16 protein-coding genes are annotated in these 15,822 nt (G+C 61.2%); 10 read left to right on the top strand and 6 right to left on the bottom strand.

The window, feature by feature from the left end; all coding sequences use genetic code 11:
• The first annotated feature begins 92 nt into the window (after nucleotides 1–92).
• From LQ249_RS18830 to LQ249_RS18805, 6 genes are all read left to right on the top strand, one after another.
• On the top strand, nucleotides 93–1,187 hold the full coding sequence (locus LQ249_RS18830; RefSeq protein WP_017846710.1) for an ABC transporter ATP-binding protein: 1,095 nt from the start codon (nucleotides 93–95) through the stop codon (nucleotides 1,185–1,187).
• Complete coding sequence (locus LQ249_RS18825; protein ID WP_017846709.1) at nucleotides 1,187–2,284, top strand: ABC transporter ATP-binding protein; 1,098 nt, start codon at nucleotides 1,187–1,189, stop codon at nucleotides 2,282–2,284. The genes LQ249_RS18830 and LQ249_RS18825 overlap by 1 nt, the downstream gene beginning before the upstream one ends.
• Nucleotides 2,281–3,147, top strand: a complete 867-nt coding sequence (locus LQ249_RS18820; RefSeq protein ID WP_005789024.1) for a carbohydrate ABC transporter permease — start codon at nucleotides 2,281–2,283, stop codon at nucleotides 3,145–3,147. The genes LQ249_RS18825 and LQ249_RS18820 overlap by 4 nt, the downstream gene beginning before the upstream one ends.
• A gap of 10 nt (nucleotides 3,148–3,157) precedes the next feature.
• Nucleotides 3,158–3,958: a carbohydrate ABC transporter permease gene (locus tag LQ249_RS18815; RefSeq protein ID WP_017846707.1), complete on the top strand. Its 801-nt coding sequence runs from the start codon at nucleotides 3,158–3,160 to the stop codon at nucleotides 3,956–3,958.
• Nucleotides 3,959–3,968: 10 nt separating this feature from the next.
• Nucleotides 3,969–4,241: a DUF2160 domain-containing protein gene (locus tag LQ249_RS18810; protein ID WP_010567825.1), complete on the top strand. Its 273-nt coding sequence runs from the start codon at nucleotides 3,969–3,971 to the stop codon at nucleotides 4,239–4,241.
• Between the two features lie 169 nt (nucleotides 4,242–4,410).
• Complete coding sequence (locus tag LQ249_RS18805; RefSeq protein ID WP_057004393.1) at nucleotides 4,411–6,153, top strand: ABC transporter substrate-binding protein; 1,743 nt, start codon at nucleotides 4,411–4,413, stop codon at nucleotides 6,151–6,153.
• 120 nt (nucleotides 6,154–6,273) lie between these two features.
• On the opposite strand, the gene potE is transcribed toward LQ249_RS18805, so the two are convergent.
• The 3 genes from potE to LQ249_RS18790 all read right to left on the bottom strand — a co-directional run bounded on the left by potE (nucleotide 6,274) and on the right by LQ249_RS18790 (nucleotide 9,672).
• The gene (gene potE / locus LQ249_RS18800; protein ID WP_046487170.1) at nucleotides 6,274–7,602 is read right to left on the bottom strand and encodes a putrescine-ornithine antiporter; all 1,329 of its coding nucleotides are present in this window, start codon (nucleotides 7,600–7,602) and stop codon (nucleotides 6,274–6,276) included.
• A 342-nt stretch (nucleotides 7,603–7,944) separates the two neighbouring features.
• Nucleotides 7,945–8,376: a hypothetical protein gene (locus tag LQ249_RS18795; RefSeq protein ID WP_017846703.1), complete on the bottom strand. Its 432-nt coding sequence runs from the start codon at nucleotides 8,374–8,376 to the stop codon at nucleotides 7,945–7,947.
• A gap of 147 nt (nucleotides 8,377–8,523) precedes the next feature.
• Nucleotides 8,524–9,672 (bottom strand): aldose epimerase family protein, encoded by a 1,149-nt coding sequence (locus LQ249_RS18790; protein ID WP_046383025.1) that lies wholly within the window; start codon nucleotides 9,670–9,672, stop codon nucleotides 8,524–8,526.
• 138 nt (nucleotides 9,673–9,810) lie between these two features.
• On the opposite strand from LQ249_RS18790, the gene LQ249_RS18785 reads away from it, so the two are divergent.
• Nucleotides 9,811–10,578 (top strand): SDR family NAD(P)-dependent oxidoreductase, encoded by a 768-nt coding sequence (locus LQ249_RS18785; protein ID WP_017846701.1) that lies wholly within the window; start codon nucleotides 9,811–9,813, stop codon nucleotides 10,576–10,578.
• A 6-nt stretch (nucleotides 10,579–10,584) separates the two neighbouring features.
• On the opposite strand, the gene LQ249_RS18780 is transcribed toward LQ249_RS18785, so the two are convergent.
• Entirely contained in the window at nucleotides 10,585–11,187 is a 603-nt protein-coding gene (locus LQ249_RS18780; RefSeq protein WP_046383026.1) for a glutathione S-transferase family protein, read from the bottom strand.
• A 114-nt stretch (nucleotides 11,188–11,301) separates the two neighbouring features.
• On the opposite strand from LQ249_RS18780, the gene LQ249_RS18775 reads away from it, so the two are divergent.
• The gene (locus tag LQ249_RS18775; protein ID WP_057004387.1) at nucleotides 11,302–12,228 is read left to right on the top strand and encodes a LysR substrate-binding domain-containing protein; all 927 of its coding nucleotides are present in this window, start codon (nucleotides 11,302–11,304) and stop codon (nucleotides 12,226–12,228) included.
• Between the two features lie 81 nt (nucleotides 12,229–12,309).
• Entirely contained in the window at nucleotides 12,310–13,146 is an 837-nt protein-coding gene (yghU, locus tag LQ249_RS18770) for a glutathione-dependent disulfide-bond oxidoreductase (protein ID WP_046383028.1), read from the top strand.
• A gap of 12 nt (nucleotides 13,147–13,158) precedes the next feature.
• On the opposite strand, the gene LQ249_RS18765 is transcribed toward yghU, so the two are convergent.
• The gene (locus LQ249_RS18765; RefSeq protein ID WP_017846697.1) at nucleotides 13,159–14,031 is read right to left on the bottom strand and encodes an undecaprenyl-diphosphate phosphatase; all 873 of its coding nucleotides are present in this window, start codon (nucleotides 14,029–14,031) and stop codon (nucleotides 13,159–13,161) included.
• A 179-nt stretch (nucleotides 14,032–14,210) separates the two neighbouring features.
• On the opposite strand from LQ249_RS18765, the gene LQ249_RS18760 reads away from it, so the two are divergent.
• A complete protein-coding gene (locus LQ249_RS18760; protein WP_026139989.1) occupies nucleotides 14,211–14,717 on the top strand; it encodes a GNAT family N-acetyltransferase in 507 nt (168 codons plus the stop codon).
• Here LQ249_RS18760 and LQ249_RS18755 read toward each other — a convergent pair.
• Nucleotides 14,714–15,658, bottom strand: a complete 945-nt coding sequence (locus LQ249_RS18755; protein ID WP_108525135.1) for a GlxA family transcriptional regulator — start codon at nucleotides 15,656–15,658, stop codon at nucleotides 14,714–14,716. The genes LQ249_RS18760 and LQ249_RS18755 overlap by 4 nt on opposite strands.
• Nucleotides 15,659–15,822: the final 164 nt, after the last annotated feature.

Below are 15,822 nucleotides of genomic sequence, written 5' to 3'. Positions count from 1 at the left end.
CATTTCCTTGTGGATCAAGCACCTGCTGCGGTTGGCACGAAACTCGCTGTGACCACTGGCCAGATTCATTCCAATAATAAAAAGGGCGTGTCATGTCATTGACCCTGGAACATGTCTCCCGCGTCATCGAAGGCCAGACCTGGATCGACGACGCCAACCTGCGTTTCGAGGCCGGCTCCTTCAATGTGCTGCTCGGTCGCACCCTGTCCGGCAAGACCAGCCTGATGCGCCTGATGGCCGGCCTGGACAAGCCCGACAGCGGCCGCATCCTGATGAACGGCGTGGATGTCACCGCTAAACCGGTGCGCCTGCGCAACGTGTCGATGGTGTATCAACAGTTCATCAACTACCCGACCATGACCGTGTTCGAGAACATCGCCTCGCCGTTGCGCCAGGCCGGTGTGTCCAACGAGCTGATCCAGAGCAAGGTGCTGGAAACCGCGAAGATGCTGCGCATCGAGAAGTTCCTCAAGCGCCACCCGCTGGAGCTGTCCGGCGGCCAGCAGCAACGCACGGCGATGGCCCGCGCGTTGGTGAAGGATGCCGAACTGATCCTGTTCGATGAGCCGTTGGTGAACCTGGACTACAAACTGCGCGAAGAGCTGCGTCAGGAAATGCGCGAGCTGTTCAAGGCCCGCCACACCATTGCGATTTACGCCACCACCGAGCCCAACGAAGCGCTGGCACTCGGCGGCACCACCACCATCCTCCACGAAGGCCGGGTGATCCAGAGCGGCAAGGCGGCCGAGGTCTATCACCAGCCGCAGACCGTATTGGCCGCCGAGTTGTTTTCCGAACCGCCGATCAACCTGATGCCGGGCAGCATCCGCGGCAATGAAGTGAGCTTCGCCAATTTCGTACACTTCCCACTCAATGTTGACCTGCGTCCCATCGGCGAGGGCGAGTTCCGCTTTGGCGTGCGCCCCAGCCATATCAGCCTGGTGCCCAGCAACGACGACGACCTCGAACTGGCGGTGACCGTGGAAGTCGCCGAGATCAGCGGCTCGGAAACCTTCCTGCATGTGCGCAGCGAGCATTTCCTGCTGGTGCTGCACTTGCCGGGGGTGCATGAGTACGACGTCGACGCGCCGATCCGTGTGTATATCCCCACCCATAAACTGTTTGTGTTCGATGGCCAGGGCCGCTTGGTCCAGGCCCCCGGACGCCGTGTCGCGAGGGTTGCCTGATGGCCGAGATCCATTTGCAGAACCTGGCGCACAGCTACAGCCCTACGCCGACAGGTCCCGAGGACTACGCCATTCGGGAAATGAACCACGTATGGGAGCAGGGCGGCGCCTACGCCTTGCTCGGGCCTTCGGGCTGCGGCAAATCAACCCTGCTCAATATCATCTCCGGCCTGCTCAGCCCGTCCGAAGGGCACGTGCTGTTCGACCATAAAGTGGTCAACGAGCTGACCCCGGAAAAACGCAACATCGCCCAGGTGTTCCAGTTCCCGGTGGTGTACGACACCATGACGGTGTTCGACAACCTGGCTTTCCCGTTGCGTAACCAGGGCATGGCCGAGGCGAAAATTCACAGCAAGGTGCAGGAAATTGCCGAAGTCCTCGACCTGCAAAGCCTGCTGAGCAAAAAGGCACGCAACCTCACCGCCGACGAAAAACAGAAAGTCTCCATGGGCCGGGGCCTGGTGCGCGACGACGTCTCGGCGATCCTGTTCGATGAACCGCTGACGGTGATCGACCCGCACCTCAAATGGAAACTGCGGCGCAAGCTCAAGCAGATCCACGAGCAGTTCAATATCACCATGGTCTACGTGACCCACGACCAGCTGGAAGCCTCGACCTTCGCCGACAAGATCGCGGTGATGTACGGCGGGCAAATTGTGCAATTCGGCACGCCGCGGGAGTTGTTCGAGCGGCCGAGCCATACGTTTGTCGGCTATTTCATCGGCAGCCCTGGGATGAATCTGATCGAAGTGCAGGCCGAGGCCGGCGGAGTGCGCTTTGCCGACACCCATCTGCGGTTGTCCGAGGCCGTGCAGCAACGCCTCGCCGACACGCCCTACACGACCTTGCAGGTGGGTATCCGCCCGGAATTCATTCATGTGTGGGATGAGCATAATCCTGACGCACTGCAAGCCGACGTCACCCATATTGAAGACCTCGGCACCTACAAGATCCTGACCCTGAACCTGGACGGCGCCACCCTGAAAGTGCGTCTGGCCGAAGACAAACCGGTGCCCGAAGGCACCGCCTCTATCAGCTTCCCCGCGCAGTGGCTGATGCTCTACGCCGACGATTACCTGCTGGAGGTGCGGCCATGAACAAGGTGCAGAACAACAAGGCCTGGTGGTTGGTGTTGCCGGTGTTCCTGCTGGTGGCATTCAGTGCGGTGATCCCGATGATGACGGTGGTCAACTACTCGGTGCAGGACATTTTCGACCAGTCCAGCCGCTATTTCGTCGGCGCCGACTGGTACAAACAGGTGCTGCTCGACCCGCGTCTGCACGACTCGCTGCTGCGCCAGTTCATCTACTCGGCGTGCGTGCTGCTGATCGAAATCCCGCTGGGCATCGCCATCGCCCTGACCATGCCGACCAAGGGCCGCTGGTCGTCGCTGGTGCTGATCATCCTCGCCATTCCGTTGCTGATTCCGTGGAACGTGGTGGGCACCATCTGGCAGATTTTCGGCCGCGCCGATATCGGCCTGCTCGGCTCTACCCTCAATGCGATGGGCATCAGCTACAACTATGCGGCCAACACCATGGACGCTTGGGTCACGGTGCTGGTGATGGATGTCTGGCACTGGACCTCCCTGGTGGCGCTGCTGTGCTACTCGGGGCTGCGCGCTATTCCAGATGTGTACTACCAGGCGGCGCGTATCGATCGGGCGTCGGCCTGGGCGGTTTTCCGACATATCCAGCTGCCGAAGATGAAAAGTGTGCTGCTGATCGCGGTGATGCTGCGCTTCATGGACAGTTTCATGATCTACACCGAGCCCTTCGTACTGACCGGTGGCGGGCCGGGTAACGCCACCACGTTCCTCAGCCAGACGCTGACCCAGATGGCTGTCGGCCAATTCGACCTAGGCCCGGCCGCGGCGTTTTCCCTGGTGTACTTCCTGATCATCCTGTTGGTGTCCTGGCTGTTCTACACCGCCATGACCCATTCCGACGCCAACCGCTGAGGCCACCAACATGAGCAAGCGCAAAGTCATACCGCTGCTGATCTACATCCTGTTCCTGCTGGTGCCGATCTACTGGCTGCTGAACATGTCCTTCAAAAGTAATACCGAAATCCTCGGTGGGCTGACGCTGTTTCCGCAGGATTTCACCCTGGCCAACTACAAGGTGATTTTCACTGACCCGAGTTGGTACACCGGCTATCTCAACTCGTTGTACTACGTGAGCCTGAACACGCTGATCTCCTTGAGCGTGGCGCTGCCGGCGGCGTATGCGTTCTCGCGCTATCGCTTCCTGGGCGACAAGCACCTGTTTTTCTGGCTGCTGACCAACCGCATGGCGCCGCCGGCGGTGTTTCTGTTGCCGTTTTTCCAGCTGTATTCGTCCATCGGCCTGTTCGACACGCATATCGCGGTGGCCCTGGCGCACTGCCTGTTCAACGTGCCATTGGCGGTGTGGATTCTTGAAGGCTTCATGTCGGGTGTGCCCAAGGAAATCGACGAAACCGCCTACATTGACGGCTACTCCTTCCCCAAGTTCTTTGTGAAGATTTTTATCCCATTGATCGGCTCCGGTATCGGCGTGACGGCGTTTTTCTGCTTCATGTTTTCCTGGGTCGAACTGCTGCTCGCACGCACCCTGACTTCGGTCAATGCCAAGCCCATCGCGGCGGTGATGACCCGCACCGTCTCGGCGTCGGGGATCGACTGGGGCGTACTGGCGGCGGCGGGGGTGTTGACCATCCTGCCCGGCATGCTGGTGATCTGGTTTGTACGCAACCACGTGGCCAAGGGCTTTGCCCTCGGCCGGGTCTGAGGAGTCGATGATGGAATGGATGGCCTGGACCACCCCCACTGCGCTGTTCTTTGGCGGTATCGCCCTGATTCTGGCGGGCATGACCACTTGGGAATTGCGCGCGCCGAGTATCCCTCGGCGCGGGTTTCTGCCGATCAGCACCACCCGTGGTGATCGTTTGTTTATCGGTCTTCTCGGTAGCGCCTACCTGCACCTGCTGGTGATCGGCGTAACCGACTGGAGCATCTGGGTGGCGTCCGCGCTCTCCCTTGTATGGCTGTTGTGTGTGATGCGTTGGGGCTAGTGCGGATGCCTCTATTCCCTGTAGGAGCGAGCTTGCTCGCGAAATTCGTCAACGATAACGCGGCGTTTCTGGGAGTGCGCGGTGTCTGGGCGTTTTTCGCGAGCAAGCTCGCTCCTACAAGGGGTGTGTGGCGTTTGTAGTCCCTTTTGAAATCAACCAGGAGGTCTCTATGTTCGATAAAAACAATAAGCTGCGACATAGCATTTCATTGGCCGCCGTATTGGCCCTCAGCGGTTTGAGTGCCACGGCCTGGGCCGATGCGTATGAAGAAGCGGCGAAAAAATGGATCGGTAGCGAGTTCAAGCCGTCGACCCTCACGGCCGACCAGCAGCTCGAGGAACTCAAGTGGTTCATCAAGGCCGCCGAACCGTTCCGTGGGATGAAGATCAACGTGGTGTCGGAAACCCTCACCACCCATGAGTACGAATCCAAGGTGCTGGCCAAGGCCTTCAGTGAAATCACCGGTATCAAGCTGACCCACGACCTGCTGCAGGAAGGCGATGTGGTGGAAAAGCTGCAAACCCAGATGCAGTCCGACAAGAACATCTATGACGGCTGGGTCAACGATTCCGACCTGATCGGTACGCACTTTCGCTACGGCAAAACCGAATCCATCACCGACCTGATGGCCAACGAAGGCAAGGACTTCACCTCGCCGACCCTGGATATCAAGGACTTTATCGGTATCTCCTTCACCACCGCGCCGGACGGCAAGATCTACCAGTTACCCGACCAGCAATTCGCCAACCTGTACTGGTTCCGCGCTGACTGGTTCGAGCGGCCGGAGCTGAAAGCCAAGTTCAAGGAAAAATACGGCTACGACCTCGGCGTGCCGGTGAACTGGTCGGCCTATGAAGACATCGCCAAGTTCTTCAGCGAGGACGTCAAGCAAATCGACGGCAAGCGCATCTATGGGCATATGGACTACGGCAAGAAAGACCCGTCCCTCGGCTGGCGCTTCACCGATGCCTGGTTCTCCATGGCTGGTGGCGGCGACAAGGGTTTGCCCAACGGTTTGCCGGTGGACGAGTGGGGCATTCGCGTCGAGGACTGCCACCCGGTGGGCTCCAGCGTCACCCGGGGCGGCGACACCAACGGCCCGGCGGCGGTGTTCGCCACGCAGAAATACGTGGACTGGATGAAAGCCTACGCACCGCCGGAAGCGGCCGGCATGACCTTCTCCGAATCCGGCCCGGTGCCGTCCCAGGGCAACATCGCCCAGCAGATCTTCTGGTACACCGCGTTCACGGCCGACATGACCAAGCCGGGCCTGCCCGTGGTCAACGCCGACGGCACACCGAAATGGCGTATGGCGCCGTCGCCCGTCGGGCCTTATTGGGAAAAGGGCATGAAGAAGGGTTATCAGGACGTGGGTTCCTGGACCTTCCTCAAGTCGACGCCTGAGAAGCAGAAGCTCGCGGCCTGGCTGTACGCGCAGTTCGTCACCTCGAAAACCGTGTCGCTGAAGAAAACCATCGTCGGCCTGACGCCGATCCGTGAGTCGGACATCAATTCCCAGGCCATGACCGACCTGGCGCCGAAGCTTGGCGGCCTGGTGGAGTTCTACCGCAGCCCGGCCCGGGTCGAGTGGACCCCGACCGGCACCAACGTGCCGGACTATCCACGCCTGGCGCAACTGTGGTGGAGCAACATTGCGGCGGCGGCCAGCGGCGAGAAAACCCCGCAACAGGCGCTCGACAACCTGGCCAAGGAGCAAGACGCGATCATGACGCGCCTGGAGCGCTCCAAAGTGCAACCGGTGTGCGGTCCGAAAATGAACCCGGAACGTGACGCCCAATACTGGTTCGACCAGCCCGGCGCGCCGAAGCCGAAACTGGCCAACGAGAAACCCAAAGGCGAAACCGTGGCCTACGGCGACCTGCTCAAGCAGTGGGAGGCGGCGCGTAAATAATCAGTTCAGGCAAACGCGGTAAACACTGTAGGAGGGGGCTTGCCCCCGATAGCGGTGGTTCAGTCAATACATGTATCGACTGGCGCAATCGGGGGCAAACCCCCTCCCACATTTTGATCTTCATCTGCCAGGGGAGTCTGCCGGTTCCCCGACAAACCGTTTGGCCAGAAAGCCATACAACAGATACCCGAACGCCAGCACCAGCATCGCGCCAAATACCGCCTCTTCACCGCAGGCATAAATCGCATACAGCGAATACCCCACGGCCACCAGCACCACCAGCGTATTGCGCGCCTGCACCGTCGCGCTGGCGTGTGCCTTGTACATCATCACCAGCAGGCCGGTGAGGGCGGTCACGTAGGGCAGCAGGTTGGTCACCACCGCCAGGTTCACCAGTTTGCTGAACTGCGCGCTGGCGCTGGGCGAGATGGTCGACAAGGCAATCAGGCTTTGCAGCGTGGCACACGCCAGCAGCCCCAGCACCGGTGCATTCGCGGCGCTGATGCGGCTGAAAAAACGCGGAAACAGGCGTTGGTCCGCCGACATCTTGGCTGTTTGCGCCAGGGTGAATTGCCAGCCCAGCAACGAGCCGATACAGGCCACCACCGCCAACGCCATGATCAGCTTGCCGACCCAGGGGCTGAACATCTGTGCGTAAACCAGTGCGAACGGTGCGGAGGACGCCGCCAGTTCGGCATTGGGCACGATGCCCTGGATCACCGCGGTCGACAGCACATACACCACAGCCACCCCAAGCGTGCCGAGCAGGCAGGCCAGGGGCACGGTGCGGTTGGGGTTCTCCACCGCGTCGTAGCCCTGGGCGGCCGACTCCATGCCAAGAAACGCCCACAGGGTCAGAGGAATACTCGCACTGACGGCGTCCCACAGGTGCCGTTGGTGTGGGTTCCAGGCGGCCGTGAACACCTCGGGCTTGAAATAGAACCAACCGATCACGCAGAGTCCCGCCACTGGAATGATCACGCCCCATACCGTGACCACTCCGATGCGCCCGGTGATGCGCGGGCCGCCGAAGTTGGCCACGGTGGTCAGCCAGATCAGCGCCAGGCTGCCGACGAACAACGGTCCCGGCCCGCTGCCCAGCCACGGAATGAACGACGACAAATAACCCACCGCCGAAATCGCAATCGCCACATTGGCAATGATCAGCGACAGAAAATACAGAAACGAACACAGGAAAAACCCCGACTTGCCGTGGGCCTCCTCGGTATACGCCGACATCCCGCCGCTGCGGGTACAGAACAGCCCGCATTGAGCGAAGCCGTAGGCGATCGCCATCGAACCGAGCGCAGTGACGACCCACGACAGCAGCGAAATCGCGCCCAGTTGCGCCATGCTGGCCGGCAACATGATGATCCCCGAGCCCATCATGTTGATCGCTACCAGGGTGGTCAGGCCCAACAGGCTCATCTTCTTGCTTGGTGCGGCCATCCAGAACTCCTTGTGATCAACGCAAAACCTGAGCTGTGCTTTTGCTGCGCCAACCCTGCGCGGCGGCAGTCGGGCGACATTGTCACGCGCAGGATGCCCGTCTCGGTGCGACGGTGTTCGGCTTTGGCGGTGAAGGCGCGTTATTCGATCAAGCGGCTATTCATCGTGGGCCATGCTGATCCCACTGATGAAACTTGCGCAAGGAAAAAGCCGAAATAGGCAGGATTGGCGTAGGGACAGCGGCGTCCCTGGGTAGGACGCTCGCTACTGTGCTCACTCAACGGTTCGATTTATCACCCCGACGCCTGAGCCGCACATTCAAGGGCGGCTCAAAGGGAGGGATCAGGCCATGGCCTGCGGTTGGATGCGCAGTTCGCCGTCGACATCCTTGGCCAACCCACTGGCCAGAAACAACGGGGCGAGGCGCTTGTGCAGCTGTGGCTCGACAAACTCCTTCACCGTCGGCAATGCCAGCACGCCACTGAGCGGCAACTCCGCCTTGGTGTACGACAGCCACGCCTTTTTCAACATCAACAGCACATCGCTGCCGGCCGTCGAGGCAAAGCGGCGGTGGGTGGGTTTGGTGTCGAGGTTGAAGGTGTGCTGGAACTCATAGCCGGTTTCCTCCCCGCCAGCGGCAGCACAGCGCACGCAGGTGCAGGGGCCGTCGCCGAATGCGTTGCGCAGGTAGGCGTTGAAGTCCACCACGGGTTTGAGTGACAGACGCTTATCCACCTCGAACAGGTCCCCGGTCATTTTTTCGTCAGTGTTCAACGTCCAATTCCTTGCTGGTAGGCGGCTTTTCAAAGCGCGGCACAATAGCAGCCAAGCACGGTTTTGGGGACTATTTGCATCACATTAGCGCCGGACGCCGGCTTGCCGGCGACAGCGTTTCGGTCGCCGGCAAGCCCGCCGCCATCCTCAATCGGCGGAAAACTTGAAGAGGGTGCGCTGGGTGTAGGTCTGCCCGGGGTCCAAGCGTGTCGAGGCAAACGTCGGTTGGTTCGGCGCATCGGGAAAGTGCTGGGTCTCCAGTGTGAAACCGCTCCAATGCAGGTAGGTTTTGCCTGCCTTGCCCTTCACCGAGCCATCGAGGAAGTTGCTGGTATAGAACTGCACCCCAGGTTCCGTGGTGTAGAGCTGCAAACGGCGGCCGGAGGCGGGGTCGTACACGTCGGCGGCGAGTTGCTTGATGTCGCCTTGGGTATCCAGCGCCCAGTTGAAGTCAAACCCGCCCTGTTTCGGCTCGGCGAATTTGAGTTGCGGATGCGCGTCCTTGATGTGCTGGCCGATGGCGGTGGGCTGGAGAAAGTCCATCGGCGTGCCCTTGACCGGTGCCACTTCGCCGGTGGGAATCAAGGTGGCATTCACCGGCGTGTAGTGGCTGGCGTGCAAGGTCGCCACCTGCTTGAGGATGTCGCCGTTGCCCGCGCCGGCGAGGTTGAAATAGCTGTGGTTGGTGAGGTTGAGCACCGTCGGTTTGTCGGTGGTGGCCTTGTAGTCGATGTGCAATTCGTTGTTGTCGTTGAGCCGATAGGTGACTTCGGTGGTCAGGTTGCCGGGAAAGCCCATCTCGCCGTCCTTGGACAGGTAGGTCAGGGTCACGCCGACCGAATCCTTGTCCTTGACGGGCTTGGCTTGCCACACGCGCTTGTCGAAGCCCTGGGCGCCGCCATGCAGCGAATTGGGACCGTCGTTGAGCGGCACCTGATAACGCTTGCCGTCGAGCTCGAACGCACCGCCGGCCAGGCGATTGCCGAAGCGGCCAATGGTCGCGCCAAAAAACGCCGTACCGCGCTGATAGCCCTGCACATCATCGAAGCCGAGCACCACGTCCTCGACCTTGCCGTGCTTGTCCGGCACTTTCAGCGCCTGCAACACGCCGCCATAGGTGATGACCGTGGCTTGCATGCCATGGCTGTTGCGCAATATGTACTGCTCGACAGCGGTGCCGTCGTTGGTTTTCCCGAAGGGTTTGTGTTCACTGGACAGACCGGCGGCCTGCGCGCCACCGCTGGCGATCAGCATGGACAAGGCGAGGCCGGACAACAGGTATCGAGGGTGCTTCATGGTCGAACTTCCTTTTGTTGTTTTGAGTGGAATAGTTCTACTAATGTGCGATATTTTGTCGGTGAGGCCGCAAATTTATAGCCTTAAACGCCGATTTCGTAAAATAAAATAAGACTAATTGATCGAGGCAACCTTGATATGAGTACTGAACAGGCCGTTTATCCCGACCTCAAGGGCAAGACCGTATTGATTTCCGGAGGCGCTTCGGGGATCGGCGAATTCATGGTGCGAGCCTTCGCCGGGCAGGGGGCCAAGGTGGCGTTCGTCGACCGCGCGCAAGGCCAGGGCGAGCGCCTGGCGGCGTTGTTGAGTGCCCAGGGGCACACCGTCGAGTTCGGTCACTGCGATATCACCGACGAGATTGCCTACAAGGCCGCGATTGCGCGCTTCGAATACGCCCTGGGGCCGATCACCGTGTTGGTGAACAATGCCGCCAACGACGTGCGTCATACCCTGGAGGAAGTTGATTCGGAGACGTTCGACAAGCTGATCGCGGTCAACCTCAAGCACGCCTTTTTTGCCGCCAAGGCTGTGGTGCCGATGATGAAACGTGCGGGTGGCGGTTCGATCATCAACCTGGGCTCCGTTGGCTGGATGATGGCCTCCGCCGGCTACCCGGTGTACGCCGCCAGCAAGGCCGCCGCCCACGGCATGACGCGGGCGCTGGCGCGTGAGCTGGGCCCGGACCGTATCCGCGTCAATACGCTGGTGCCGGGTTGGGTGATGACCGAAAAACAATTGACGATGTGGGTCGACGACGCCGCCAAGGAACTGATCAGCCGCAGCCAGTGCCTGCCTGGCAGCGTATTGCCGGAGCACATCGCCAGCATGGCGCTGTTTCTCGCCTCGCAGGCGTCAGCGATGTGTTCGGCGCAGAACTTCATTGTCGATGGCGGCTGGGTGTAACTCCGGTCACTCGATGGGGTAGCGCTTGAAGGCCGGGTGCTGCTCCAGGCGTTCGGCGTGGCGTTGCACATGGGGGAACGCATCCGCCTTGACCACCGAGGCCACGGTGAACTGGCTGAAGGACCAGGCGACCGCCACCGTCAGCGAGGCTTGGGTCAGCGCTTCGCTGTCGGCCTGGCTCAGGTGTTTGTCCAGCAGCGTATACGCGGCCAGCAATTGCCCGCTGACGCGGTCGAGCCACGGCGCATGCTGCTTCTCGGCCGGCCGCAGGTTGTGTTCATAGACGATCTGCACGCTTTTCTCACAGGCCGCCAGGGCCAGCCCGAGCAACTGCAAGTCCTTGGCGCGTGCCGCGGGGGGCTGCGGCAGCAGCTTTCTGTCAGCTGGCGCGAGGGTTTCGAGGTAATCCAGGATCAGGCTGGAGTCCATCAACACGGTCCCATCGTCCAACACCAGGGTGGGCGCCTTGACCACGGGGTTGATCCGCGCGAATGCGTTGTAGGTGCTGAACACGGACAAGGGCTCATGCACAAAATCCACCCCGTACAGTTCCAGGGAAATGGCCACGCGACGTACATAAGGCGAGTCCAGCATGCCGACCAGTTTCATAAAGCCTCCTTGGTAATGGGTAGTTGGCAGGATTGGTTAATTTAGGTAACTTTAAAGCGGCTGTAGGTCCTGCAATATCGATTATTTTTACCGTAAAAGGTTAGCTTAGCTTACATGAACGCATTTCCTCCCTTGACCTGCCTGCGCAGCTTCGAAGCCACCTCGCGATTGGGCAGCGTGACCTTGGCGGCCAGGGAACTGCACGTTACCCACTCAGCCATCAGCCAGCAGATCAAGGTGCTGGAAGAGCTCGTCGGTCTGGCCTTGTTCGTGCGCGAAGGTCGCGGCCTGCGGGTGAGCGAAGACGGGCGCCTGTACGCCTTGCAGATTCGCAAGGCGCTGGGAGATATCGCCGAAGCCACGCGCTTGATCCAGGCCCAACCCAAGACCGATGAACTGGTGGTCGCGGTGCTGCCCTCGTTCGGCTGCTCCTGGCTGGTCCCACGCCTGCCGACGTTCCAGGCGTTGTACCCGCATATCCGCATTCGCTTGCAAGCCAGCCTGAGCATTTCCAACCTGCATCAGGAATCGGTCGATATCGGCATCCGCATGGGCGAGGGCGATTGGGACGGCGTGGAGCAGCGGCTGTTGTTTCACGATGAAGTGATCGCCGTGGCCGCGCCTCATTTCAATCACGGGCAGTTGCCGCAGACACCAGAGCAGATCGTCGACAGCCCGGTCATCCATAGCACCGAGTCCTGGCTGCCATGGTGCGAGGCGGCGGGCGTCGAGATGTCCGGCGAGCACGCCGGCTTATGCAGCAATGACTCCAACCTGATCCTGGAGGCGGTGCGCCTGGGGCAGGGCATCGCCCTGGAGCGGCGCAGCCTGGTGCAGGACGCCATCGCCCGTGGCGAACTGGTGCAGCTCGGCGATATCAGTGTGCCCTACGCGTATCCCTACTGGCTGGTCTGGCCGCCCCGCGAAGGTTCGCACACCAAGCAGCAGGCGTTTTCCCAGTGGTTGTTCAAGGAAGTGGACAGTTACCTGGGGCAATTGAAAGGCGTTACCGATAAGTGTCCACCCAGCGCTCAAGGATGAAGGCTGGGTTGTGACGCAACCCCAACCTTTGGTTTAGTCTGGGTCGATTCGTTGACCTCAAGCACATCAGGAGTCGTGAGCATGACCGAATACGTACCCCCCAAGGTCTGGACCTGGGACACCGAAAGTGGCGGCACATTCGCCAGTATCAACCGGCCCATCGCCGGAGCGACTCACGACAAGGTACTGCCGGTCGGCAAGCACCCGCTGCAGCTGTACTCGCTGGCCACGCCCAATGGGCAGAAAGTCACGATCCTGCTCGAAGAGCTGCTGGCCCTCGGGCATACCGGCGCGGAATACGACGCCTGGCTGATCAAGATCGGCGACGGCGACCAGTTCGGCAGCGGCTTTGTCGCGGTGAACCCGAACTCGAAAATCCCCGCCTTGCTCGACCGCAGCGGCGCCACGCCGATTCGCGTATTCGAGTCCGGCGCGATCCTGCAGTACCTGGCGGAGAAATTCGGGGCGTTCTTCCCGACCGAACCTGCGGCCCGCGCCGAGTGCCTGTCGTGGCTGTTCTGGCAGATGGGCAGCGCGCCGTACCTGGGCGGTGGCTTCGGGCATTTCTACGCCTATGCGCCGAGCAAGATGGAGTACCCGATCAACCGCTTTGCCATGGAAACCAAGCGCCAGCTGGATGTGCTCGACAAGCGCCTGGCCGTGAGCGAGTACATTGCCGGTGACGACTACACCATCGCCGACATCGCCATCTGGCCCTGGTACGGCGGCCTGGTCAAAGGCCGCCTGTATGACGCGGCGCAGTTCCTTTCGGTGCAGGATTACAAACATGTGCTGCGCTGGGCCGATGCAATCGAGGCGCGCCCGGCGGTGCAGCGTGGACGACGGGTCAACCGGGTGTCCGGGCCGCTCGAAGAGCAACTGCCGGAGCGGCACGATGCGCGCGATTTCGAGCGCTGAGGTCGATGAGGCTCAGCTCAACAACCCGGTGCTGACCGCCACGATCAGGAAGATCCCCAGCAGCGCACGGTAGATCACGAACGGCCAGGTGGAGAACCGCTCCAGGAACTTCATCAGGCCCCAGATCGCGAAGAACGCCGAGACGCTGGCGACTACCAGGCCAAACAGCAAGTGCGGCCAGGCATGCACCGGCATATCGGCGTGCAGCAGCACCCACAGCTCCTTCAAGCCGGCGAGGGCGATCGCCGGCAGGCCCAGCAGAAAGGAGAAACGCGCAGCCTCTTCACGCTTGAAATTGAGGAACAGCGCGGCGGTCAGTGTGGAGCCGGAGCGCGAGACCCCGGGAATCAAGGCGCCAATCTGTGCGATACCGACGATCAACGCATCGCGCAGGCGCATTTCGCTCACCTCCCGCGTATGCCGCGCACGCAGTTCGGCCGCCGCCAGCAATACTGCCATCACCACGCAGGCGATGCCGATCACCATCAGCCCGCGCAGCGGCGAGTTACAGGCATTCAAGGTCGACGACAACGCCAGGCCGGCAATGCAGATCGGAATGGTCGCCAGCACAATCGCCACCGCCAGCTTGAACCACTGATTGTTGTAGTCACCCTGGCGCACCGCGCCAATGCTGCCGGTGACCACCTGGCGCACATCGCGCCAGAAGTAACTGACCACCGCCGCCAGCGCCGCCAGTTGCATCGCCGCCGAAAACGCCGAGCCCGGGTCTTGCCAGCCGAGCAGGGCGGGGACCACACGCATATGGGCGGTGGACGACACCGGCAACAATTCGGTAATGCCCTGGATCACGCCCAGGATGAAAATCTGCAGGTAATCCAGGGAGGCGAAGCCCACATCCAGGCCGGCGGAACAGACGTTGGTCAAAGTACATGTCCTTGAGAAAAAAGAGGCAGCCGGCGAAGTTTATTCGAAATGTTTCGAAGGTTCGGACGGGGCGGCAGCTATTTGCAATCGGTTCAGCAAGTAGAAAGGTTCATGCCGCTATTGGACTGGGGCAGCGTTTTGTGAACAATGGCGCCCTGCGTTTTTTCACCGAGAGCCTCATGCCTGAAACCACCGTCGAATTGATCCAGACCGGCCCGGAAGCGTCCGAGCTGATCCGCAATCTGTACCAGTACTACGCCTATGAGTCCTCGGACTGGGAGCAGGAAGATGTCGAGGCGGACGGCCGTTTCTACATCCATGACGAACACCTGAACCGCTATTGGCACGACCCGCAGTGGAGCGCCAACCTGCTGCTGGTCGACGGTTATATCGCCGGCTTCCTGCTGATCGAAGGCAGTGAATTGCCGGGCATCGATGCCCTGGAACTGGCCGACCTGTTCATCCTCAAGCGCTACCGGCGAAAGGGCATCGGCAGCGCGATCGCCACCCAGGTGCTATGCAGCGGCGCGGCCAACTGGCTGGTGCGCTTCTATGACCAGGATGAAGTGTCCCAGGCGTTCTGGCGCACCGTGCTGGATAACCTGCCACGCCCGGTGCAGACCCTCGAACTGGACGATGATCCGCAACTGACCAGTTACCTGATCACGCGGGCGTCGTTGCACTAAACGCTGCGCTCGCTGAAAAAAGCCTGCTGCATGGCCTGGGGCGGCTGCCCGAAGGCACGCAGAAACGCCTGGCGCATGCGCTCGCGGTCGCCGAAGCCGGTTTCGCGGGCGACCACCTCGACCGGGTGGCGGCTGGTTTCCATCATCGCCCGCGCCGCTTCCACCCGCAGGGATTCGATGGCCTTGGCCGGTGTCTGCCCGGTTTCTTCGCGAAACACCCGGCTGAACTGGCGCGGGCTGAGCCGTGCGACATCGGCCAGGGCTTCCACCGACAGGTCGTGGGTCAGGTTCTCGCGGGCATAGGCCAGGGCCAGTTGGATGCGGTCGGATTTGGGGTCCAATTCCAGCAACGCCGACAACTGCGACTGTTCGCTGCCCCGACGCTGGGCAATCACCAGCTTGCGCGCGATACGCCGGGCGAGGTCGCTGCCCAGGTCGTTCTCCACCATTGCCAGCGCCAGGTCGACCCCGGCGCTCATGCCGGCGCCGGTCCAGATCTGGCCGTCGACGATGAACAGTTTGTCTTCTTCCAACTGAATATCCGGGTAGCGCTTGCGAAACGCCGGTGCGTGAATCCAGTGAGTGGTGGTGCGCTTGCCCGCCAATAACCCGGCCTCGGCCAGCACAAAGATGCCCATGCACAGCGAGGCGACACGCCGCGATTGAGCGGACGCGGCCTTGACCAGCGCCAGCAGGTTGGCCTCCGGCAGGCGAAATTCCAGGTAACCGCTGACGATCAGGGTGTCATAGCCCTGCGGCCGGATCGACGTGGTGTTCACCGAGAACCCCTGGGACGTCATCACCGCGCCGCCGCTTTCCGACACCAGGTGAAACTCGTAGGCCGGCTCGCCGCGCAGCAGGTTCGCGCACTCGAACACCGAGCCCAGGCTGAGGCTCAGGGACTGGAAGTTCGGGTAAACCATCAGCGCAACGCTATGCATCGCCATACTCCAACGCGGGCGGGAGGGGCGATTGTCGGCGCGTGCCGGGAAAACGGCAACCGGGTTCGGCGCATGTCCGCAATCCTTGCGGATATGACATTGTGGGCGCCCGGCCCGGCTCCTAACATTCACCCCATGCACTAGACGACTGGTCTAATCGGACG

The sequence above is a fragment of the Pseudomonas sp. 7-41 genome (assembly GCF_021233075.1).
Lineage (GTDB): Bacteria > Pseudomonadota > Gammaproteobacteria > Pseudomonadales > Pseudomonadaceae > Aquipseudomonas > Aquipseudomonas veronii.
Note: the sequence above shows the minus strand (reverse complement) of the source record. Positions and strands in the feature narration are given on the sequence as shown.